Below are 24,793 nucleotides of genomic sequence, written 5' to 3' on the forward strand. Positions count from 1 at the left end.
TGATCTAACGATGGAAAATATATTTGGGTCATATTACAAAGAAAACCAATATGACGATAAACTGCCAGATAATACGGAATTTTTACGCCAGAATGGTATCTTCCTTTTTGGCTCGTTAGAGGCTGAAGTTGTTAGTAAGCGCTTTAGAGAAAAAATAGACGCTGGTGAGGAAATTTATCTACTGGGACTGAATATCGGCCATAATGCCGGTATATCCCTTATCCAGGCGTCGGCTAAAGATGGAATTAAAATTTTAGCCAACAATGAAGAAGAGCGTTACACCGCGATCAAGCATTTTTCCGGATATCCGCAGTACAGCGTGGAAGCAACGAAAGCGCTACTGTTAAAACTTGGCAAAAGTGCCAAAGATATTTTCAGCATTTGTTATGCGTGGAATTCGGCAGAGGAAGAAAAGTACGGGCAAAAGATGTTGTTATTGAACGGGAAACTGGTGCGAAACCCGTTCTTTTCTCATATATCTGAAGGAGCCACTCCGGTATTTGATGACAAAAATGCAGCATCAGGAACGAAGCGGAAAAACTTCTATACTCATTCGCCTGGCGTTGTTTCTGCGGTTAAGCAGTTAGTGTCGGATTTAGAGCTCGATACCGACATACCTTGTATCCAATTATCTCACCATGACAATCATGCGTATTTTGCTTATGGTGTTTCTCCTTTCTGTCGAGAGGATGGCAGGCACACCATGATAAGCTGTATCGACGGTGCAGGGGATACGAGTTCCAGCTCACTTTATCTTGCTAATGGTTTCGACATTGATGTGGTCAAGCGGATCCCTCGTGAAAATTCCCTCGGCGTATTTTATATGCTGTGTTCCACTTTCTGGGGCGGTTGGACAGCGTTGAGCTCGGAAGGGCGTTACATGGGAGCGGCGGCGTGGGGAGACAACAATCGCCTGACTAACCCCTACTATAAACGTTTAAGGCAGTATTTCTACTTTGGTAATGATGGCGACGTGTTCGTCAACAGTGCCATGACAGATAATGCCTATGCCATGCTCCAGGATGTTGCGGGCCCTTTCCTGGATATTGAAGAGCTATGGAATCCCGATGCTGTACTGAATGTCGATAACGTAACGCATTCAAAGGTTACCCAGCAGCGAGTCGATACTGCCGCGGCTGTGCAAATGGCGTTTGAAGATGCCTTGTTCCATATCATTTCCCATCAGATCCAAACAACCAAAAGCGACCAGTTGGTTTTATGTGGTGGAACCGCGCTGAACTGCGTGGCCAATATGCGGTTACTGGATAGTTTCGATGAAGATTACTACCGTCGTCTCACAGGAGAAAGAACGCGCCTGAATATTTGGGTGCCACCTGTACCATCTGACCAGGGCGTTGTCGTCGGTGCCCCTTATAGTTTTGCGATGAGAAATGGTGTGGTGCCTGATGGGAAGTTGCCGACACCATTTCTATGTGGATTGCCGCCGGTTTCTAAACAGATAGAAAGTGCTCTGGCCTCAGCCGATCATGTTTGTTTCGACGAACTCGGTAATTTAAATGATGAAGGCAGGATGAGTGAAATTGCCGATTGGATGGCATTTGTTGTTTCTCAAAATGGTGTCATTGGTATTTTCCAGGGAGCAGCAGAGACAGGACCTCGAGCATTAGGTCATCGAAGTATTTTGTCCAATCCATGTAATACGGAGATGTTAGAAGCTCTTAATAGCCGGGTTAAGTTGCGGGAGAAGATCAGGCCTCTTGCACCTATGGTAACGCTCGAAGAGGCGGACAAATGGTTTGAGCTTTCCAGCGGAGCCAGGAGCGCCAATTTCAATGCATATGATTATATGGTGTTGACAGCTTCGGCTCGTGAAGAAGCTCGATCTGTTATTCCAGCAGTTGTCCACCATGATGGAACGAGCCGGGTTCAAATTGTTCGGCCCGAAAACAATGCCTTAGTCCACGCTTATCTCAAGCATCTGGGAAAATATAACGGTGTAGAAGTCTCGATTAATACCTCCCTAAATGTCGGCAGCCCAATTGTGCAGACTCCTGAGCAAGCATTAGAGATTTTTAACCGTGCGGCTGGGCTGGATGCCATTTTTATGGTGTCAGATGAAGGCAACGTTTACATGGTTTGGGCTAAAGAAGGCGTTCAGAAGTTCGATTCAAGGATTCAGGAATTGGCGCAGATCTACTGGAGTGGTGGGAAGCAGTAATGAATAGCTTTAGAGAAAAATTTACAGTATCACTTTCGAAGTTAAAGGCAAATAAAACGACAACAAAGGAAGTTGCTCCCGCAGGATCAGAAGATGATTCCAGCGAACAAAAAAAGAAAAAAATCATAGATGATCTCATTAATAAGCGGATTGACAAAGCTGAAGCGAAAATCCGCTTTGAGGCCATTGATCGCGAAGGCAGATCTCCCACTCCTGACAAAACAGGCGCAGACAATAGCAAGCCGAAGGCCGTTATCAACCCTGATACTGCTGATGACAACACAGGGCGCTTAGAAAATGCTGATGCTGCTATCGCCATTATTGGGATGTCCGGGCGATTTCCCGATGCTGAAGATGTCAATGAGTTTTGGGATAATCTCATGGCGATAAAAAATAGCATCACAGATTATCCTGGTGAACGTGGTTGGAACATTGAAGAGTTTTATGATCCCAAACCACAAACTCCTGGTAAAACCTATACAAAGAAAGGCGCATTTCTTCAAGATATAGATAAATTCGATCCGCTGTTTTTTTCCATGTCTCCCAGGGAAGCAGAGACGATGGATCCGAGCGAGCGGATCTTTCTGCAGGAAGCCTGGCGAGCTATCGAGGACGCGGGCTACGCAGCGTCAGGCATAAGCGGCCAACCCTGGGGTGTGTTTGCTTGTGCTAAGGGCGATTACTCGGCTGCGCTTCGGCAGAGTGATAAACTCTATTTTTCACCTACTGATTCCTTCCCAGCAGCGCGTCTCTCTTACCTTTTGAATTTGGTGGGGCCGGCTTTGAGTGTTGATACTGCCTGTTCATCGACACTGACTGCCATCGCTCATGCCTGTGACAGTCTGGTTTTGGGGAACTGCAACGTTGCGATAGCCGGTGGCGGTGGTATCTATTGCACCCCAGGTATGTTAGTGACGTCGAGTCAGTCCTTGTTACTGTCTCCCGATGGCCAATGTTTCACTTTTGATGAACGTGCCAATGGCACCGTTCTTGGGGAAGCCATAGGCGCGGTTGTCCTTAAGCCCCTAGAGTCAGCATTAAAAGAGAACGACCACATATACGGGGTGATCAGGGGCTGGGGAGTCAATCAAGACGGAAGCACCAATGGTTTGACCGCTCCGAGCTCCCAGTCACAAACTCAATTGCAGACCAATGTCTACAAAAAATATCACATCAACCCTGAAGATATCGATGTGGTAGAAGCGCATGGTACGGGAACGGCATTAGGGGACAAAATAGAAGCCCATGCACTGACTGAATCGTTTAGGCAATTTACAGATCGCAAAAACTATTGTGCCTTAGGCTCTTTAAAAACGAATATTGGTCATGCCTTTTTCGGCGCAGGTACTGCAAGTCTGATCAAGATACTGTTGTCGTTGAAGCACAAATTGATTCCGGCAAACGGCAATTTCAAACAAATTAATCCCTATATCGATATAAAAGAGAGCCCTTTCTTTGTCAACACTGAAGCGGAGAAATGGGAAGACAAAGGGAAGCGACCTCGCACTGCGGTAATTAACTCTTTTGGTGCTACTGGCGTCAATGCTCATCTGGTTATTGAGGAGCATAGAACGCCTGCCCAGCATGCAGAAGTTTCTCGGGATATTAAACCTGTAGCGATTCCATTGTCGGCAAAGGAAGAGCCACAGTTAATAGAATATGTGGAAAAACTTATCCGCTTTATCGACACAGAGATCATTGCAAGACCTGATGTTGGAAAAGAATCGCTCCGGATAAAACTTGACGAGTTTGCTTATACGCTTCAGGTCGGGCGTGATCAGATGCCCATCAGATGGGGTGTAGTCGCTGGCTCGTTTGAAGAGCTTAGGTCAACATTGACGGCGCTGTTAGAAGGCAAAAAAGATTTGTCTAATGTCTACAGTAGCATAGCAAAATCTGAACATAAGCGGTGGTCTGGCGAGCACCAGGAACTGTTCGAAAATGACGATGAACTGGCAAGAGTTACGAGTGAGTGGTTTAAACAGGGCAAAGTTAACCAGTTAATGAAGCTTTGGGTTGAGGGCGGAAACATTGATTGGCAAGGACTTCACCGGGAAAGTGGATCTAAACTTAAGCGTGTCAGCTTACCAACATATGCCTTTGCTAAAGACGCGATTAAGATGCCCTCTGGTGGGCAAAGTGATCAGAATGCACGACTAGCAGGTCGTGATATCCTCCACTCGTTGGTTCACAAAAATATTTCCTCTTTGCACTCCCACCGTTATTCGACAACATTTACGGGCAACGAATTTTTCTTTGAAGATCATCGTATTAAGGGAAGGAAAACGCTGCCGGGAGTGGTTTATCTGGAGCTCGCCAGAGCAGCCGCTGAGCTGGCGTTAGACGGTGCGCCTGTGGATAAAAATTACCGCATAGCATTAAAAAATGTTGTGTGGTTACAGCCGTTTGTTTTCAATGAAAATCAGAATCAAATCGTCATCAAGTTAAATAAGATTGGCGACTGGCAAAACCTAAGCAATGAGTTTGAAAACACCAAAATTGAGTTTGAAATCTACAGAGAGCTATCTGATAAGACAGTTCAACTGCATTGTCAGGGGTTAGCTGTACCGGCACTTCAGCAACAAGCGCCGACATTTTCACTTATGCGACTTTTGGCTGAAACCTCCTCCAATAGTGTGGAGTCAGAGGCTCTATACCCGATCCTCGATAAACTTGGATTTAACCTGGGTCCTGGACACCAGGGCGTTAAAGCCTTGCGAATAGGCCAGAATAAAGTTTTAGCCAAAATTGAAGTGCCGAAAACGGTAACAGGCGAATACTGTTTACACCCGAGTATGATGGATTCTGCATTGCAGGCCAGTATGGGATTGTGGTTGAAATCTGATGAAAACATGCCTGCGACCGACGGCAAACAATTTTTGCCATTCGCGCTGGAAAATTTAGTTATCCATCAACCCTGTAAGCCGGAAATGTGGGTAGTGGTCAGTCCGGCGGATGGCTTCGCTGCTTCTAATGGCGGGCAAAAACTGAACTACGACTTGCTCGACGTTAATGGTGAAGTCTGTGTTCAAATGCATGGCTTTTCTGCCAGAGAAGTGGGTGATGATTTTGCTGAACAATCCGCGATTCAAAGCACTTTTGAACCAACCAGGGAAGCAAGTGATGTCGTACTGTTTGGCGCTACGAGGAATGAAAGTACAACGTCGGCAATCAATGAAGAAATTAAATTTTCTGAGCGCCATATTATCCTCTGTGATGTTCCTGAAAAATTCGTTCCGGAGCCAAAAACGAACCACGATGGTGTGTTTTATCACCTTGTTGCAAGTTCTAAAGAAAATCAAGCCGACGGATATGAGCAGGTTACGATAGCCGTATTTGAAATTATTCGGGAGCTTCAGGCACAGCTGTATTCAAAAGACTCTTCGAACTGCACCATTCTAATCCAACTGGTCATACCTAGTGAACTTAGTAAATGGGGTATGCGTGGCCTGGCCGGATTATTGCGATCCGCGCATCAGGAAGCATCGCAGCTTACCGGCCAGCTTATATCGATTGATATAGAAGACGGACGGGATAGCATGATGACTAAACTGGATGCCGCGTCATGCACACCTGCTCAAACAGAAATCTACTTTCAGGGCGATAAGAACCAGACGATAAATTACACTCGCTGGTCGCAACAAAAAACCTTCGATCAACCCGGTGACATCACATCGCTTCCGTGGCGAGACCACGGCGTTTACCTGTTAACGGGAGGTTCAGGGGGATTGGGGCTGATTTTCGCTTATGAGATTGCCAGAAAAGCCCGCCAGGTCACGCTTATCCTGACGGGTCGAAGTGCTCTCGACGAGCAAAAGAAATTGCAAATTGAAGAGCTAAGAGCAACAGGGGCAACTGTGTCCTATATCCAGGCAGATGTCGCTGACAGAGCCGCTGTCGATGCGTTAGTGAATGAAATCCTGACCAGACACGATACCCTTAATGGTGTGGTTCATATCGCTGGGATCATCAGAGATAACTATATCGCGAGAAAACCCACCACCGAGATACGCGAAGTTTTGCAACCGAAGGTGTCCGGACTCGTTAATCTCGATGAAGCTTGCCAGCGCTTACCTTTGGAATTTTTTGTCGCGTTTTCCTCTATGGCCGTATTAGGTAATGCGGGGCAGACTGATTATTCCGCGGCAAACGCATTTATGGATCACTATATCGCTGCCCGAAACATTCTGGCCGACGAAGGCCTCAGACACGGACGAAGCCTGGCCATCAACTGGCCGCTGTGGAAAGAGGGCGGAATGAAGATTGATGACGCCTATGAAAAACTGATGCACAACAACATGGGCTTTATTGCTCTTGAAACGCAAAAGGGCATACAAGCTTTTTATGACGCCTGGTTTAGCTCGTATGAACGGGTTATGGTTGTTGCGGGCAACGTTAAAAAAATTGAACGTTTCTACTCATTAGCAGATGGTTCGGCCGGCCAGAGCGCAAGCATAAAGCCCACAGCTTTGAAAGTAACCAAATCGGTTTCGACAGGGGAGGAGCCCTCTGCTCCTGGCATGCTAAACCAGAGCCTGGAACGAGAATTGATTGAGCTGCTAGCTGAAGAGTCTAACATTGATAAGAATAGAATCAGCGCTCACACCGAGTTTGGGCAATATGGGTTCGATTCCATATCATTGACTAAGCTTTGCAATGCGTTCAATGCCAGGTTCGATTTGAACCTCATGCCAACTTTATTTTATGAGTGCCCGACGGTTGCCAGCACTGCAGACTACCTTTTGGCCAACCATGGTCAATCGTTTTATGCCCGATATCAACCTGTACAAGTACCCAATAGCGATATAAAGCAGCCTGAAAACACGGGATATGGTGACTTTACAGATGCAACAGTTGGTGCGACAGCAGGAGCTGAAACAGCGCATGTTGCCAGGTCGTTAAGCAACCAAAAGTTGCCAACAGACACGATCAACAGCAGCAATCACAATAGTAATCCAGAGCCCGTCGCAATTGTCGGCATGGCAGGCTGTTTTCCTAAAGCACAAAACCTCGATGAATATTGGCAGAATTTACTTCAAGCCAGAGATTGTATTACCGAAATTCCAGCATCTCGTTGGGATTGGCAAGCCATATACGGGCAGCCATCTTTGGAGAGAAAAACCACTAATGCTAAATGGGGTGGTTTTATTGAAGGAATAGAAGAGTTCGATCCATTCTTTTTCAACATATCACCGAAAGCAGCGTTGACCCTGGATCCCCAGCATCGTATGCTAATGAAGTGCGCTTATGCTGCTGTTGAAGATGCAGGTATTGATGCCAGTCAGTTAGCGGGCAGTAATACGGGTATTTATGTGGGCACCGCTGGAAACCAGGGGTATGACGAGCTTATCGCCCGCCATTGCGAAGAGAGAAACGAATCACTCGCACCTGTTCCAGTTTCATTTGGTGTCGCTCGGATCAGCTATTTTCTTGACTTGCATGGCCCCAGCATGCCTATTGAAACAACCTGCTCAAGCTCACTAGTTGCAATACATCGTGGTGTGTCTGCCATTCAGAGCGGTGAGTGTGACATGGTCATCGCGGGCGGTGTGCAGACAATAAGCACGTCTACCAAGCATATTAGTTGGGCGAAAGAGGGCATGCTGTGCGAAGACGGTCGTTGTAAAACGTTTTCCAGTTCGGCAAACGGATTTGTCCGCAGCGAAGGTGTTGGCATGCTTCTGCTGAAGAGGTTAGCTCAGGCAGAAGCAGATGGTGACCGGATTTATGGTTTGATACGTGGTAGTGCTGAAAACCATGGTGGTCGCGCTAAGGATTTCTCTGCGCCAAACCCAGGGTCGCAGGCCAGGGTCATAGAAGCGGCCTACAAAAAAGCCAACGTAGATATTCGCACAGTCACCTATGTTGAAGCTCACGGTACCGGAACCGAGCTCGGTGACCCCATTGAGGTGAACGGCCTTAAAATGGCTTTTAAACATCTTTACAGCAAATCATCTGCAACAATCAATGCCCCTCACAAATGCGGCTTAGGATCGGTCAAAACCAATATTGGTCACACCGAAATGGCCGCAGGAGTGGCGGGAGTGATTAAAGTTCTGCTGCAGTTTAAACATAAAACTTTGGTTAAAAGTCTGCACGCTGAAGAGGTCAATCCGTATATCGAACTCCAGGATAGCCCATTCTTCTTGCTGTCTGAAGCCAGGGAATGGCAGGCCTTGACTGATGAACAAGGCAATACACTCCCCCGACGCGCTGGCGTCAGCTCGTTTGGGTTTTGCGGTGTTAACTCCCACGTTGTGTTAGAAGAATATACTCAATCTGACAATCCGGTTGCGGACGTTTCTGATTCGCATCTGATTGTATTGTCGGCTAAAAGCGAAGATCAGCTCCGCGACAGAGCAGAACAATTATTGCAGTTCGTAAAGGAAAAAGGCGAAAGCGATGATGTGACGCTTTCCAGCATCGCCTACACCCTGCAAGCAGGCCGGGAACCCTTAGCTTTTCGATGGAGCGCCGAGGTTAGTAATACGGGCGCATTGGTGGAAGTGCTTGCGCTCTATTTACGGCGTGAGGCGGCTCATAAATATTGCACTGGGCGAGTCAAAGAAGGCCGCGAGCACGAGAAGGGAATAGCTGCGGCAATGGAGACCTGGCTTGATGAGCGCGACCTTGAAAAAGTTCAGGGTCTGTGGGTTGAGGGAGTACCTGTTTCATGGAAAAAACTCTGGCGTAACGGAAAACCGCAAAAGATCAGTTTGCCGACGTACCCCTTTGCGTCTGAGCGTTATTGGATTGGAGATCAGGTCAGATCAGAAAAGTGCGAAGAAACTGCTGAACTGATGCGTTTTGAGGAAGTTTGGGTTGAGCGCAGTTTTGACTACGTCAAGACAGAAATGTCGCTGGCAGAACGCGCTAATGTGGTTTGCTTCTTCTCTGCGGAAGACAGTCACACGCTCCTTGAAGCTGCCTCTCAATTTTTGCCGGCACAAACGCAGCTGGTGCATATTCAACCTGGTAGCGCCTACGATAAGAACGACGTTACATCGTATACCGTTTTTCCTAATGACTATCGACAGCTGCAAAGACTGCTTCAGGACGTCCAGGCCGATTTCGGGCAAGTTGATGCGCTTATCTATAACGTCTCTTTGACTGGAAATCCTGATGCTACCCATGAAGGCCCTGTTGCACTATTTCGTGCCATCAAAGAATCGGATTTCCCGCTGCACCAGGTAGTGCTTGCCGGGCAGTACAAAACGGCGGTCGAACAATGCACCCTAGACTCTATGATTGCTTACGAGCGCTCATTGACAGCGGTGTTGCCGGGAACACAAATCAGTGTCGTGATGGAAGCTGATCCGGGAGCACAACTTCCGTCACAGTGGGTAGCAAACCTCTGCCGGGAGCTGACCTCGGGCAATAGTGAAAACGCTTGGTACAAAAACGGTAAACGCTATGCGACTGAGATCCGAGAGCTCCCCACACATGAAGCGTCAGAAGAGGTGCCACTTAAAACGGGGGCTACCTATCTGATTACTGGTGGCTGTGGGGCCCTGGGACTGCTATTCGCCGAACATCTGGTATCTGACTATCAGGCCAACCTGATCCTCACTGGTCGCAGTGAACTAACGGAAAGACAGCGTCAGAAACTCGAGACACTCAATAAGAGTGGCAGCAAAGTGGCCTATTTGCGCGCGGATCTCAATGACAAGCAAAAGATGCAAGCAGGCTTAGCTGAACTAAAAGCAGAGCTTGGTGAAATAAGAGGTGTTATCCACGCTGCGGGTCTGATTAGTGACACCAGCGCACTGGAAAAAGGCGCCGAAGATTTTGCCAAAGTGATGAGCCCCAAAGTGTCCGGAACGTTAGCGCTCGACACCTTGTTGTCCTCGGAGCCGCTCGATTTCATTTGTTACTTCTCGTCTACTGCTGCGGTATTGGGAGACTTTGGCGTATGTGATTACGCTATCGCCAACCGTTTTCAGACAGCCTACGGCAAGTATCGCCAACAGTGCGTAGAACGGGGTGAGTTGCCTGGAAAATCTATCGTCATTAACTGGCCACTATGGCTGCATGGGGGAATGGGTTTTCAGCGGGACGAAGAGCGGGAAATGTATTTACGTAGCAGTGGTCTGGAGGCATTGCCCAATCAGCAAGGTCTGTCTGTCTTTGAAAATACATTGCATGAGGTTCGTGTTCAACACATTGTTTTGCTCGGGCAGCGGTCTCGCATTGAACGTTTTTTACGAGCCAAAGAGGGTTCGGAAAACTCCTTACAAAAACCAGGATCGACATTAGCACTAGGCTCGACATCGCCTTTGACTAGGCCTGGTCCAGGTTTACGCCAGAAAAATGGTCGTAACGGTTTGACCGCAGCAGAATGTGTGGAGCGGGAATTAAAGCAGCAGGTGAGTCAGCTTTTGGAAACGCCAGTGGAGCGTTTGGATGCTGAAGAAATACTGGTCAACTATGGCTTTGATTCGATGACGTTGACCAGATTCGCAGCGAATCTAACCAACCACTTCGGAGTATCGATAACCCCCACAGTGTTTTACAACCATGTCACACTTCGTCAGTTAGTGGATTATTTTATGCAGCAACATGGCAGTCATATTGAGCGCTTTTATCAGGACAAAGAAGACAATTCAGCGACGGAGGTAGTTGAGAACACAGGTTCAACATCCTATTCCTCCACACAAAATACATCCGGAAATGAAGCTGACAGAAAAGCTGCTGGAGGGGATGGTTCCCATGCAGAGATCCCAGGCGATGCCATAGCCATTGTTGGCATGAGCGGCCGTTTCCCCAACTCGCGTACAGTCGACGAGCTGTGGCAACTGTTGTTCAATGGTGAAAGTGCTGTAACGGAAATTCCTACAGAACGCTTTGACTGGCGTGAACAATTCGGGACTCCGGATGCAGACCATAGCAAGACCAATGGGAAGTGGTGTGGCATAGCTCCCGGCGTAGAAGAATTCGATCCGTTATTTTTCGATATATCACCTCTTGATGCAGAAAATATGGATCCGCGCCAACGCCTGTTGCTACAGGAATCTTGGCGAGCTTTAGAAGACGCAGGTTATGGCGAATCGGCAGTAGGAGTTAATCGCATTGGCGTCTATGCTGGTGCAGAACAGGGCGACTACGCACAAGTATCAGGTGTGCACAGTGGAAACGTGACTTCTAATCATGAAGCGATGTTAGCCGCGCGCTTGAGTTACCTGTTAAATCTGGATGGCCCCGTGCTGACAATCAACACGGCTTGTTCATCTGGTCTGGTAGCGCTTCATCAAGCTTGCGTGAGTTTGCGTAATCAGGAGTGCGATACCGCGCTGGCCGCAGGGGTGAATTTACTACTGACACACAAAAACTTTGTCGGTATGGCTCAGTCAGGCATGTTATCCAATGATGGCAAAACTTATGCTTTTGACTGCCGGGCTAATGGTTTAGTACCTGGCGAAGCCATCGCAGTATTAGTATTGAAGCGTCTTTCTGATGCCGAAGCGGATCGCGACAATATCCGTGCGGTAATTCGTGGTAGTGGTGTTAACTACGACGGCAAGACGAATGGCATTACAGCGCCAAGTGGTGTGGCACAGACAAAACTCATCACAGACGTTTATAAACGCTATGGTATAGACGCTGAAAAGATTGATTATGTTGTCACCCATGGTACTGGTACCCGGCTGGGAGATCCGGTTGAAATCAATGCCCTGACCGATGCGTTTAGGCAAGCAGCCAATGGCTCAGTTTCACGCACTGGCTATTGTGCCATTACCTCAAGTAAAACCAACCTCGGTCATACCTTTGCTGCATCTGGCATTGTCAGCATGATAGGGCTAGTGCAGGCGTTACAACACGAAACTATCCCTGCCAGCCTGAATTGTGAACAGGATAGTGATTATATCGATTGGGAGGCTAGCCCGTTTTACGTGAACAAAGGCAATAAAGTTTGGCCTCAACAGAAGGGCAGGCCACGTTTTGGTGCTGTAAGTGCTTTTGGTATGAGCGGTACTAATGCCCACGTTGTCGTGAGTAGTTATGATCGCGTGCCTGTGCAAGTGTCTTCCTTGCCAGGATCGTACCTGCTTGTTCTTTCTGCGAAATCACAAACAGCTCTGGATAGCCAAATTAAAAACCTGGGTAAGTTTTTAAAAGAGCAAACGATCTCACCACAGATGCTCAATCGGATCAGTCATACGCTATCCACCGGCAGACATCATTTTGATCACCGTTTGGCACTGGTTATCGATGATGCCCAGGAGGCAATAGCAACGCTGGATCAATATGGTAATAGCGGTCAGGCAAGCAACCTGCTTTTCGGCGAAGTTAACAGAGGATTCAAGACGCAGCCAGCCCTCGAAGAATATGCCCATACTTTGCTGCAAGCGGTTCGCAGTGGTAATCAATCAGAGAGAAGTGTCAGGGAAAATCTTCTCTCACTTGCTGACCTGTATTGCCAGGGTTATGCATTGCCTTTGCAAATGCTGTTTGCTGAGAAACCTCAAAGTATAAGCTTGCCTACCTATCCCTTTGCCCGGCGCCGTTGTTGGGTTTCGGAGGCTGGGCAGGCTACGGAATCGAAACAAGTGAACGAAACAACTGAAACAACAAAAAAAATCGAAATAATCGAAAAAATCGAAGCAGAGGTACATGTGTCTCCATCACAAGCCAAAGAAGAATACCAGTTCATAAATAAGGCCGAGGAGTTTTATACCCTGAATGCCGTAAAGGCATCGGACGAATTCAAGGAAGACTATCTCACCTTCGCCCCCTTTGCGGAAAAGATACCAGGCTTTTCAATGAGTAAGTTATTTCTCACTCCGGAAGCCGTGCCTGAATTTGGGTTGATGGCGCAAGATAAAATGCGCGAGTTGAGGCAAGTACTGTTCTGTAAAGAGAACTTTAATCGAATTCAAAGAGTCTTCGACTTTGGTTGCGGTAACGGTACAGACGTGATTCAAATAGCGAAGGCTTTCCCTAACGTCGAAACTTGCGGTTATACCATCACTAAAGCTCAGGCCGAAGTGGGCAACCGAAGAATCGCCCAAATGGGATTGAGTGAGCGAGCTCGCATTGAACACAGGGATAGCGGACATGACGCTTTTCTTGTCAACAATGATCTTATCCTGGGCATTGAAGTCAGTTTTCATATCAGAAATAAAAACAATTTGTTTAACAGTATCTCCACGTCTTTGAGTTCTTCAGGCAGAGTGTTGCTGATGGATTACATCGCCAATCTACGTGGACAAATTGTTGATCCCTCTGTCGAAATTACCATTCCGACTGAGGACGATTGGGTGGAGCTGCTTTCAACGCACAATTTGCTTATCGATGAAATGATCGATGTTTCTCAGGAAATTGCTAACTTCCTTTACGATCCTGACCTGGATCGCAACACGGCCAATGTTCCTCAGGTTGCGCGAGATACACTAAAAAATTACGCCAACCAATCTATTGCGCTGGAAAATGGGTTTATCAGTTATGTCCTGATGAAATTGGTGAAAAATCCTGGTCTTGATCGCCAACAGTTAGAAGCCACCAACAGGCAGCGAATTAGAGCAAAAACGCCTTATTCGCATGCTTTAGACGAAATGTTAAAAGTAGGCCACATTCCTTACCCTACCACGGTACAGGCTGACCAGGTTTTGGAGGTACAGGGGGAATCGAAGGGCACGCTGCTGTTAAATCCGGTTTGGCAAGAGCGTTCCATTGTCAATCCAACCCATCTTGCTGGAGATAGTCAATTCTTTACTGTGCTGTGTGGATGGGACTCTGACGCCAGCAGAGCCGTCGCTTATCAGTTGCCGGGTGAATGTATCCGATTGGACAGATATCCAGGTGAAAGCCTGAATGTTTGTTATCAGCGCGCTGTTGAATCCTTACTTTCCTGGTTTAAACAATTGATCGAGGAAAAGCGCCACAATGACATCGTTATTCAACTTGTCGTGCCTGAAGAGCCTGTGGCTGAAGTATTTTCTGGTCTTGCCGGGTTGCTGAAAACGGCGCGTTTGGAAAAACCCAACTTACTGACGCAAATGCTGGTGGTTGAGCGCTTTACTGAGGGCTCTCAGCTGCGGGCTTATCTGGAAAGCGAAAGGCGTGGTGGTTGTAGCGATGATCTGGTGCGTTATGCCGGAAGTAAAAGACAGACTAAAGAAATGCAGGAACTTGCTTTCCTGGAACACAAGGCCGCACTTAACACGAAAAGCAGCCCATGGAGAAAAGGTGGGGTATATCTGATCACCGGGGGGCTTGGTGGCCTGGGGCAGATTTTCGCCAGAGAAATTATCACCCAGTGTTCCAATGCTGTCCTGATATTAACGGGGCGTTCGCCACTTAACCAGACGCGACAAGCGCAACTGGATGCGCTTCAGCAGTTAAATACCAATACGGGTGCAACTGTGATCTATCGTCAGCTCGATGTTGCAGATGCCGTTGGGGTGGATGGATTGTTTGATTGGGTAAGGAACGTATATGGCGGATTCCAGGCTATTATTCATAGTGCCGGTGTGATCCTCGACAATTTTATTGTCAATAAAACGGTTAATGAGAGCCGTCAGGTTTTACAGCCCAAAGTAGCGGGTGTCGAGAACCTCGATAAAGCGAGTGCTGATATGGCACTGGACTTATTTGTTCTATTTTCCTCCATCTCTGGTACTCACGGAAATCCAGGCCAGGCCGATTACGCCGCTGCCAACGGTTTTCTCGACGCTTACGCACAATATCGTCACGGTTTGGTGATGTCACAGCAGCGTCGCGGGCGAACAGTGTCAATCGCCTGGCCATATTGGGCAGAAGGTGGGATGAGCTTTGATGAGCGTCTTCAACGACAAATGACGCAGAGTTTCGGGATTGAGCCACTGACTACGACTTCTGGTTTGGCGGCGTTTTATCACGTGCTTGAAAGCGAACAGTCCAACGTCGCAGTGGTGGCGGGTGAAAAGCAACCGCTGACAGAAAACTTCGTGAAGCACGCTCCTGGTGATCAGGAACACCGAAATGCATCTGTAGACACCGAAGTATTCAAAACGCCGACCAAAGAGCGATTAAAAGAACTTTTTGCACAAACGTTAAAGTTTGAGCTGAATGAACTTAAAGATAGTATCCCATTCAGTGCTATGGGAGTCGACTCTCTCAATGCAGTGTCCCTGATTGAAGGGATCAATCGCGAGTATGAGATGCGCCTGCCGACCAGTGTGGTGTTTGAGTTCAATGATTTGGCATCACTGAGCGCCTACATTGATAAAAATAAGCCTGGCGAAGCAAACCATGCACCCGTGAGTACTGCACCCGTGATTACAGTCACAAAAAAGTCTACTCTGCAGTGTTTGAAAGAAATATTTGCGCGGACCTTAAAGTTTGAACTGAACGAACTGAGTGACACCACTCCCTTCAGTGCTATGGGCGTTGACTCTCTTAATGCAGTGGCATTGGTAGAAGCTATCAATGGCGAGTATGAGATGCGCCTGCCGACCAGTGTGGTGTTTGAGTTCAATGACCTGGCATCACTCAGCGCCTACATTGATAAAAATAAGCCTAGCGAAGCAAACCATGCCCCCGTGAGTACTGCACCCGTTATTACAGTCACAAAAAAGTCTACTCTGCAGTGTTTGAAAGAAATATTTGCGCGGACTTTGAAGTTTGAGCTGAACGAACTGAGTGATGCCACTCCCTTCAGTGCTATGGGCGTTGACTCTCTTAATGCAGTGGCATTGGTAGAAGCGATCAATGGCGAGTACGACATGCGCCTGCCGACCAGCGTGGTGTTTGAGTTCAATGATTTAGTGTCGCTCAGCGGCTATGTAGAGAGAAACCAGCCGAGAGAACACTCAAGAAAAAAGTCGTTTGAAGCCGCTGTCGTCTCTCCTGAAGAGGACTTCGCGGCTCAAAGTTTAGCTGATGATTTACCCCGTGAAATCCGATCTTCAGCTGCACCTGCGCCTGTCTCGAACGACGGTGCGGTTGCGATTGTAGGTCTATCCTGCCGGGCTGCGGGGATTGCAAACAGTCGTGACTATTGGGATACGCTCGCAAATGGCAAAGACAATGTATCTTCTGTCAAGGACCTCGAGTGGCTGGAATTTCTGTCTGTCCACCGGGGTAGCGATAAACCGTTCCGCTATGGCGCGATGGCGTCGATCGACGAGTTTGACCCGTTGTTTTTCAACATTTCTCCCAAAGAAGCGGAGTCAATGGAAGTTAATCAACGGGTGATCCTGGAGCAAGCATACCGGGCCATTGAGGATGCTGGCTATGCGCCCTCTTCCCTGGCCAATGATCGTGTTGGCACAATCATTGGCGTCATGGATGGTGAGTCCATATTGGGCAATTTGAACCACTTTGGCATGCTGGGGCATGAAAACAGTATCTTAGCGGGGCGGATTGCTTATTTTCTGGATCTTAAAGGGCCTGCATTAACAGTTAATACAGCCTGTTCGTCGGGTCTCGTAGCAGTAGATATTGCCAGCAAAAAACTGCAGGCTGGTGAAGTGGATATCTGTATTGCGGGTGGGATTGGCATCTACACAGGCCCTCAGGCGTTTGCCGCCATGGACGCAGCCAATATGTTATCTCCCACTGGCGATTGTCGGCCCTTTGACAACGATGCTGATGGCATTGTTGTGGGAGACGGTGCTGGGGTGCTCATCCTCAAACGCACAGAAGATGCTGTTGCAGCTGGCGATCACATTTATGGTGTCATTTGTGGTAGTAGCACTAACCAGGACGGTAAAACATCAGGCCTGACCGTTCCCAGTTTCCTTTCCCAAAGTCGTTTACAGGAAAGTGTGTATCGAGCAAACGACATTTCCGTAGAAGATATTCAGTATATCGAAGCTCATGGTACGGCGACTAAGTTGGGTGATCCTGTTGAGATCCACGCACTTACTGACAGCTTTTCTCAATTTACCAACAAGAAAAGTTTTTGTGCCATAGGCTCGGTTAAAGCCAATATAGGACACACAGGCGCAGCCGCAGGTGTGCTCAGCATCATTAAAGTTCTGTTGTCTTTCCAACACGCAATGATCCCACCAAGCATTAAGTTCATGAAAGAAAATCAGCATATAGATTTTTCCAACAGTCCGGTTTATGTCAATAACGAGCTAAAAGACTGGCCACTAAATGCTCAGGGCAAGCGCCTTGCTGCGGTCAGTTCCTTTGGATTTAGTGGTACGAATGCACATATGGTGCTCGCTTCTTCTCCAGATCAGGGACAGCAGCTGCCTTCAGGTAAACGCACTGTCATCATCCCGCTTTCAGCCAAATCCGAAGGACAATTGCTGGAGCAGGCGAAAAGTTTGTCGGCTGATATTGCACACCGAGGTGAGGGTGATCTGGAAGCCATTGCCTATACCTTGCAAACAGGTCGGGATCCTATGAGTGAGCGACTTGCGACTGTGGTTACATCACTTGAAAGCTTGCGGGAAAAACTCCTTGCCCTGTGCGGTGAAACTTCCGAGTTTGGTGAATGGTGCCGGGGTAGCGTAAGTGGTGATGTTAATGCTGAAGTTGTGGTTACACCTGAGGCGTGGTCAGTTACCAGAGAACAGCTCGACAAACTTGCGGAGCAATGGGTTCAGGGTATGTCTGTCGACTGGGAGAAGTTGTATGGCGATGCTCGCCCCCGACGCGTGAGTTTGCCGACTTATCCTTTTGCCCGCGAACGTTACTGGCTCGAGCGCGCCAGCTTAACACCTGAGACAAAGTCCAGGCTGCACCCCCTGGTGCACGACAACACCTCCACGGTATTCGATACCGATTTCAGTGCGACCTTTACCGGCAGTGAGTTTTTCCTGCGGGACCACCGTGTTCAGGGCGTCAAAACACTGCCGGGGGCGGCCCATCTGGAAATGGCCCGGGAAGCCATTGCGAGGGCTTTCGGTTTGGATGAGTCGGAAGCGATGACTGTGCAGTTGAGCGACGTGGTGTGGTTGCGTCCCGTGGTCATGACCGATGAGGCATTAGCGCTGCACATACGCGTGCTGCCTGAAAGCGAGCAGGCGCTGGAATACGAGATTTACAGCCTGGACGACAGCGGAGAAGAAACTGTTTACAGCCAGGGCAAGGCGCGTTTGAACGCTGTTGAAGCATTGCCAGCGCTGGAGCTGTCGGCATGGGGCGGCATGAACAGTAAAACCCTGGCGCCGGAAAAGATTTATGAGGCCTTTGAGGATGCCGGTTTGGAATATGGCTCAGGCCACCGCGGCATCACAGGTCTGCGAGTCGCCATCACTGAAGGCGGCGTCCCGGAAGTGCTGGCAGAGCTGCAATTGTCGGCGGAGCTGACAGGAACCCATGAAGCCTATGGACTGCACCCGGCATTGTTAGACAGTGCCTTACAGGCCTCCCTGGGCCTGGCGATGGCTGATGATGCAAAGGCATCGGAAGAGCTGTTGTTGCCCTTTAGCCTGGGAACCCTGCAGATGCAGGGGCGTATTCCTGCTGTGGCGTACGCCAGAGTAGCTTACAGCGCCGGCAGTAAGCCTGGTGATGCCGTTCAAAAACTCGATGTCACCGTGTGTGATGATCAGGGCAATGTATGCGTGGCGTTGAAAGGTTTCAGTTCCCGAAACTTCAGTCGTGGATCGGCAGAACAAAGGGTGACATGTCTGAGTCCGGTGTGGGAAGCGGCAGAGCTGGCAAAAGGCGCTAAAGAGGTCGCAGCAGGCGAGCACTATGTCTTATTGGCCGGCGCGGTTAGCGCAGGGGAGCAAGGGGCATTAGTGCGTGCATTGCCGAAGTCAGTGCACTGTGATGTTCTGGGGGTGGTCAATCCGACCTCTCACACTCAGGACACCCATTATCGGGAAAGCGCTTTGCAGCTGTTCAATGCAGTGCGTGCGCGGCTGGAAGCGCGGCCAACAGGGCCGGTGCTGGTGCAGTTGGTGATCCAGCAGACGGACGACGAAACCAGCCATTACCTGGAAGGCCTGTCAGGCTTGCTGAAGTCGGCGAGCCAGGAAACCCCCATGCTGCAGACTCAATGCTTGCAGGTGGCTGACAGGGTAGACGCCGAAACGCTGGCGGCCTGGATACAGCAGAATGCGGCGAACAGCCAGACACAGGAAGTGCGCTACGTGGACGGTGAACGCCAGATCAGGGTGTGGCGGGAAGCCGATGAAGCGGCGGCTCAGACACCGGCGCCATGGCGTGATGGCGGCGTGTATCTCATCACAGGTGGCGCTGGCGGCCTGGGACTGATTTTCGCCGAAGCGATTGCTGCGCATACCACGGGAGCAACGGTGGTGCTCGTCGGTCGTCGTCCTTCTCTCGATGATGACGTGGCGCAGAGGCTGGCGGCCCTGGGAACGGTCAACGTCGATTATCAGTCGGTGGACATCGGGGATGCGGGCGCGGTCCGCGGCCTTATCGCACACATTGAGCAAGGTTACGGCACACTGACGGGAATTATTCACAGTGCAGGCGTTCTCGAAGATAACTTTGTACTGAAGAAAACGGCAGCGGAGCTGGACCGGGTGTTTGCGCCTAAAGTATCGGGCGCGGTGAATCTGGACCGGGCGAGTCAGCATCTTGCTTTGGAATATTTTGTCTGTTTTGGCTCTCTTGCCGGGGTTCTGGGCAATGCAGGTCAGACTGACTACGCGGCGGCCAACGGGTTTTTGGACGCGTTTGCGGCCTGTCGTAACCGCCGGGTTGGGCGCGGTGAGCGGCAGGGTAAAACCCTCGCCATTGACTGGCCATTGTGGTCGGACGGAGGCATGCAAGTCACCCCGTCAGTGCTGGAGAATTTACGTCAGTTAGGATTAGCACCTTTGGGCCGGGAAGCAGGGATTAACGCGTTTAAAGCGTGTATCGAGAGCACAGCGGAACAGGTACTGGTGTCGGCGGGCGAGAAGGAAGCGATTGTCCGTCTGTTATTAATGCAGGCAGGTCTGGCGGAGCCTGAGACAGAAGCTGAAGAGCAGCAAGGTGAGTTGATTGCCTCTGAGTTGAAAGGTGGCGACTTGCAGGAAAAAGCCCTTGCGTACTTTAAAGCGCAACTGTCATCGGCGTTAAAGCTGCCACTGTCGCGACTGGATGAAGATGCATCCATGGAGCTGTACGGCATGGACTCGGTGATGGCGATGCAGCTAACCAGCCATCTGGAAAAGGCCTTTGGTCCCCTGGCGAAGACACTGTTTTTTGAAGTGCAGACAGTGCGAGCGCTGAGTGAATACTTTATTGAACAGTACCCTGAGCGGTTGCACCAGGTACTTGGTGCAGGCGCAGCCGTCGTTAAGGCTAAAGCGAAAACGACCGAGAATACTAGGGGCTTGCCGGTGGCTCAGGAGCCGACAGCCAGGCCAGGGCGTGCGCTGCGTCGTCGTCCTGCTCCTGTTTCTGGTCTGGGTCGGGAGTCGATGGAGCCGGGTGCTGTTGCCATCATTGGTATCAACGGGCGATATCCGCAGGCGGGTGACTTAACGGAGTTTTGGGATAACTTACGTGCCGGTAAGGACTGTGTGACAGAAATCCCTGCTGAGCGTTGGGATCACAGCGTTTATTTTGATCCCGACAAAAATCGTCAGGGAACCAGTTACAGCAAGTGGGGTGGATTTATTGATGGTGTCGATCAGTTCGACCCCTTGTTCTTCAATATCTCTCCTCGCGAAGCTGGTTACATTGATCCGCAGGAAAGGCTTTTTTTGCAATGTGCGTTTTCGGCTATCGAAGATGCGGGTTACACCCGCGAAAGCCTTGCTCAATTGCCGTCGGTTGAAGGTAACCAGACTGGTAACGTCGGTGTATTTGTTGGGGTGATGTACGAAGAGTATCAACTCTACGGCGCTCAGGCGCAGGCTATGGGGCAAAATGTTGCGCTCACTGGAAACCCTGCTTCTATTGCCAACCGCATCTCGTATTTTTGTAATTTCCGTGGCCCGAGCATGGCGGTGGACACCATGTGTTCCTCTTCGTTGACGGCGATTCATTTGGCATGTGAGGCAATGAGAAACCAGCGTTGCGATGTTGCTATTGCCGGTGGTGTTAACGTTACTATTCATCCAAACAAATACCTGGCCCTGAGCCAGGGTAATTTCGCCTCCAGCACAGGTCGATGTGAAAGTTTTGGCGAAGCTGGTGACGGCTACGTTCCGGGAGAGGGCGTGGGCGCTCTCATACTGAAACCTGCAGAGGCGGCAATTCGCGATAACGACCATATCTATGGGTTGATAAGAGGCTCCGCGATTAATCATGGTGGTAAAACCCATGGCTATTCGGTGCCCAATCCCAAAGCCCAGAGCGAGGTGATCGTTGAAGCGCTGAAAGAAGCACAGGTGAAGCCGGAAGAGCTTAGCTATATTGAAGCGCATGGTACGGGTACAGCCCTGGGTGATCCGATTGAGATCGCCGGTCTGACTAAAGCCTTTGAGCGTGCCGGTTTCGCTGATACGTCGGCACACGTCTGTGCCATCGGTTCAGTAAAATCCAATATTGGTCACTGTGAAAGTGCAGCCGGAGTCGCGGCGGTCACCAAGGTGCTTCTGCAAATGAAACATAAGCAGCTTGTACCTAGTTTGCATGCCGACTCCCTCAACCCAGCGATAGATTTCGACAATATACCGTTTCAGGTGCAGCGAACTTTGGCTCCGTGGCCTCAGCCCACTCGCACCATAGACGGATGTGTACAGACCCTGCCACGGATTGCCGGTATTTCCAGCTTTGGTGCAGGTGGCGCCAACGCCCATGTGATCATTGAGGAATACGTAGACGAGAACTCAGGAGCGGAGGCAGATGCTTCCGGAACGGCAGTGATTGTGCTGTCGGCACGCAGAGAGGCACAGCTGATCGATCAGGCGAAGCATCTGTTACATTACCTGGAAACTCAGCAAGGTGATCTTTTGGCATTAGATGATATTGCTTACACCCTGCAGGTTGGCCGGGAAGCGATGGAAGAACGCATTAGTACCACGGTAGATAGCCATGCTGAGTTGATTGCTAGGCTCAGGCAATATGTTGAAAATCCAGAAGCGGGCGAAGCTTGGCTGCGCGGTTCGACCAGGAATAAAGAGGCCCTGGCCATATTCAAAGGAGATGAAGAGCTGCAGGAAGCGATAACCAAATGGTTGGCGCGGGGCAAGGTCGACAAGCTACTGTCTCTCTGGGTTCAGGGAGTGTCCGTTAACTGGGAAGAGTTATATAGTGGCTCTCTGCGCCGACGTATAAGCTTGCCGACTTATCCCTTTGCCCGGGAACGCCATTGGTTCGATCGCGCGACATCAACTGTAACTGCGACATCAGAGACAAAGTCCCGGCTGCACCCTTTAGTGCATGAAAACACCTCTACGGTATTTGGCACAACTTTCAGTGCGACCTTTACCGGCAGCGAGTTTTTCCTGCGGGATCACCGTGTGCAGGGTGTAAAAACCCTGCCGGGTGCGGCGCATATGGAAATGGCGCGGGAAGCCAGCGCCAGAGCATTTGGTTTGACCGAGTCCGAAGCGATGGATGTGCAGTTGAGTGATGTGGTGTGGTTATGCCCGGTAGTATTAACTAATGAAACACTATCAGTGCATATACGGGTGTTACCTGAGAGTGACGAAGCGCTGGAGTACGAGATTTACAGCGTGGACGAAACGGGAGAAGAATACGTTTACAGTCAGGGCAAGGCCCGCCTGAATGCGGCTGAAGAGTTGCCCGACTTGGATCTGTCTGCGTGGACAGGAATTGACGAAAAAACACTCGAGCCGGAGCAAGTTTATCAGGCCTTTGCTAACGCAGGGCTGGAATACGGTTCGGGTCACCGCGGTATCGCTGACCTGCGGGTAAGTGTTGTCGATCGCAGTGGTCCTGAGGTGCTGGCAAAGCTGCAATTGCCGACGGAGTTAATGCAGGCCCACGAAGCCTACGGACTGCATCCGGCGCTGCTGGATAGTGCGTTGCAAGCTTCATTTGGCCTGGCGATGGCCGATAACGAAAAGGCATCGGTGAATAACGCCTTGCTGCCATTTAGCCTGGACTCTTTACAAGTCAATGAGCGTATTCCTCATGTAGCGTACGCCAGAGTGAGTTACAGCTCCGGCAGTCAGCCCGGAGATACAGTGCAAAAGCTTGATATCACCGTGTCTGATGATCAGGGCCGTGTGTGTGTAGCCTTGCAAGGCCTTAGCTGTCGCGCGAACGCCAGTGGACAGGACAAGTTCAAGCCGGAATTGTTGCTGCCCACCTGGTCGGCAGCGACCCACATACCGGGTATTGAGCAAATGCTAGCTAACGCAGACACCCTGATAATTCATAGTCACAAGGTCAGTCAACACGTACTCAGCCAATTAACGGGGATGTCCGGAGCGCAATCTGTTGCACTGGAGAGCGGCGCAGGGATTGATGAAATCACCCGGTGTCTTGATTCCAATGAAAACCTGAATCACCTTATTTGGGTCTTACCGCAAGACATCACTCAGGAAGTTGATTTGGATGGGTTGATCGAGGCTCAGGATGACGGAGTGCTGACTGGATTCAGGCTGGTTAAAGCACTGTTGTCATTAGGATTTGATACACGTCCAATTTCTCTCAGTGTAATCACCTGGCAAACACAAGCGATCCTGTCTCCGTCTGCACAGCTTTCGATGCAAGACGAAGATGTCAGCAGTCTGTTTGGCTTGAATATGGAGGATAGCTCCGATATACACTACCCGGCACATGCCGGCGTACACGGGTTTATCGGCTCCGTCGCAAAAGAGCTGTCTCATTGGTCTGTTCGTCTGTTGGATTTACCGCTAAACCCTGCAGAGGAAACGCTGGCAAAAGGACTGACATTACCTTTTGACCCTGCAGGTAATGCCTGGGCGTTTCGCCAGGGACAATGGCATCAGCAAAAAATGTTGCCGGTGCAGGCGCCGGAAACAATAGTTGAGGCTAAACCCTATCGTGAAGGTGGCGTGTACGTTGTCATTGGCGGTGCGGGAGGTCTTGGAGAAGCATGGAGTGAGACGTTAATACGTGATCATCAAGCCCGCATCGTGTGGCTTGGTCGCCGCCCCATGGATGATGTCATTCAATCTCGTATTGACCGTTTGAGAGCATTTGGCCCAGCCCCGACTTATCTGCAAGCCGATGCTTCTGATCTGGGATCGCTGAGTCAGGCTTACGATAAAATACGCAGCCGCTTTGGAGCCATACATGGGCTGTTGCACAGCGCCATCGTTCTGGATGACAGCAGTGTGGCTAATATGAGCGAAGAGCGCTTTAAGGCAAGCCTGAGCGCTAAGGTGGATACCAGTGTGCGCATGGCACAGGTCTTTAGGCGCGAGTCACTCGACTTTATTCTCTATTTTTCTTCCCTGATAAGCTTTTTCAAAGCGCCTGGGCAAAGCAATTATGCAGCGGGCTGCACATTCAGCGATGCGTTTGCCGCTCGCATGGGACAGCTTTGCCAATGCCCGGTAAAAGTGATGAATTGGGGGTACTGGGGGAATGTCGGAGTTGTTGCTGATCAATCATACAGAGAAAGGATGGAAGCCTTCGGCATTGGCTCGATAGAAACGGACGAAGGTATGTTGGCATTAGAACAACTGTTAAATTCGGCCCTGTGGCAATTAAGCTTATTAAAAATCGATAAATTAGAAGCGATTGTGGGAGATAATCCCGACACGGCGCAAAGCAGTGTTGTCCTTGCTGATAGCACCGCAGAAGTACTTTAAATATCCGGTAACATAG

The 24,793-nt window shown here is 49.7% G+C and carries 2 protein-coding genes; both read left to right on the plus strand.

Annotated elements, in window-relative coordinates:
• The first annotated feature begins 10 nt into the window (after positions 1-10).
• Positions 11-2,179 carry a carbamoyltransferase C-terminal domain-containing protein gene (locus Q4519_RS11745; protein ID WP_303512427.1) on the plus strand — a complete coding sequence of 723 codons (2,169 nt, stop codon included), beginning with the start codon at positions 11-13 and terminating at the stop codon, positions 2,177-2,179.
• Positions 2,179-24,777 (plus strand): SDR family NAD(P)-dependent oxidoreductase, encoded by a 22,599-nt coding sequence (locus Q4519_RS11750; RefSeq protein WP_303512429.1) that lies wholly within the window; start codon positions 2,179-2,181, stop codon positions 24,775-24,777. Before Q4519_RS11745 ends, Q4519_RS11750 begins: the two co-directional genes overlap by 1 nt.
• Positions 24,778-24,793: the final 16 nt, after the last annotated feature.

Origin of the sequence: Motilimonas sp. 1_MG-2023, from assembly GCF_030547455.1 — a bacterium.
Taxonomy (GTDB): Bacteria; Pseudomonadota; Gammaproteobacteria; order Enterobacterales; family CBDFNC01; genus Motilimonas.

What these genes read in the sequence shown, in the direction of transcription:
- Q4519_RS11745 (WP_303512427.1), top strand. Translation starts at nt 11, where the DNA reads ATGGAAAATATATTTGGGTCATATTACAAAGAAAACCAATATGACGAT.
- Q4519_RS11750 (WP_303512429.1), top strand. Translation starts at nt 2,179, where the DNA reads ATGAATAGCTTTAGAGAAAAATTTACAGTATCACTTTCGAAGTTAAAG.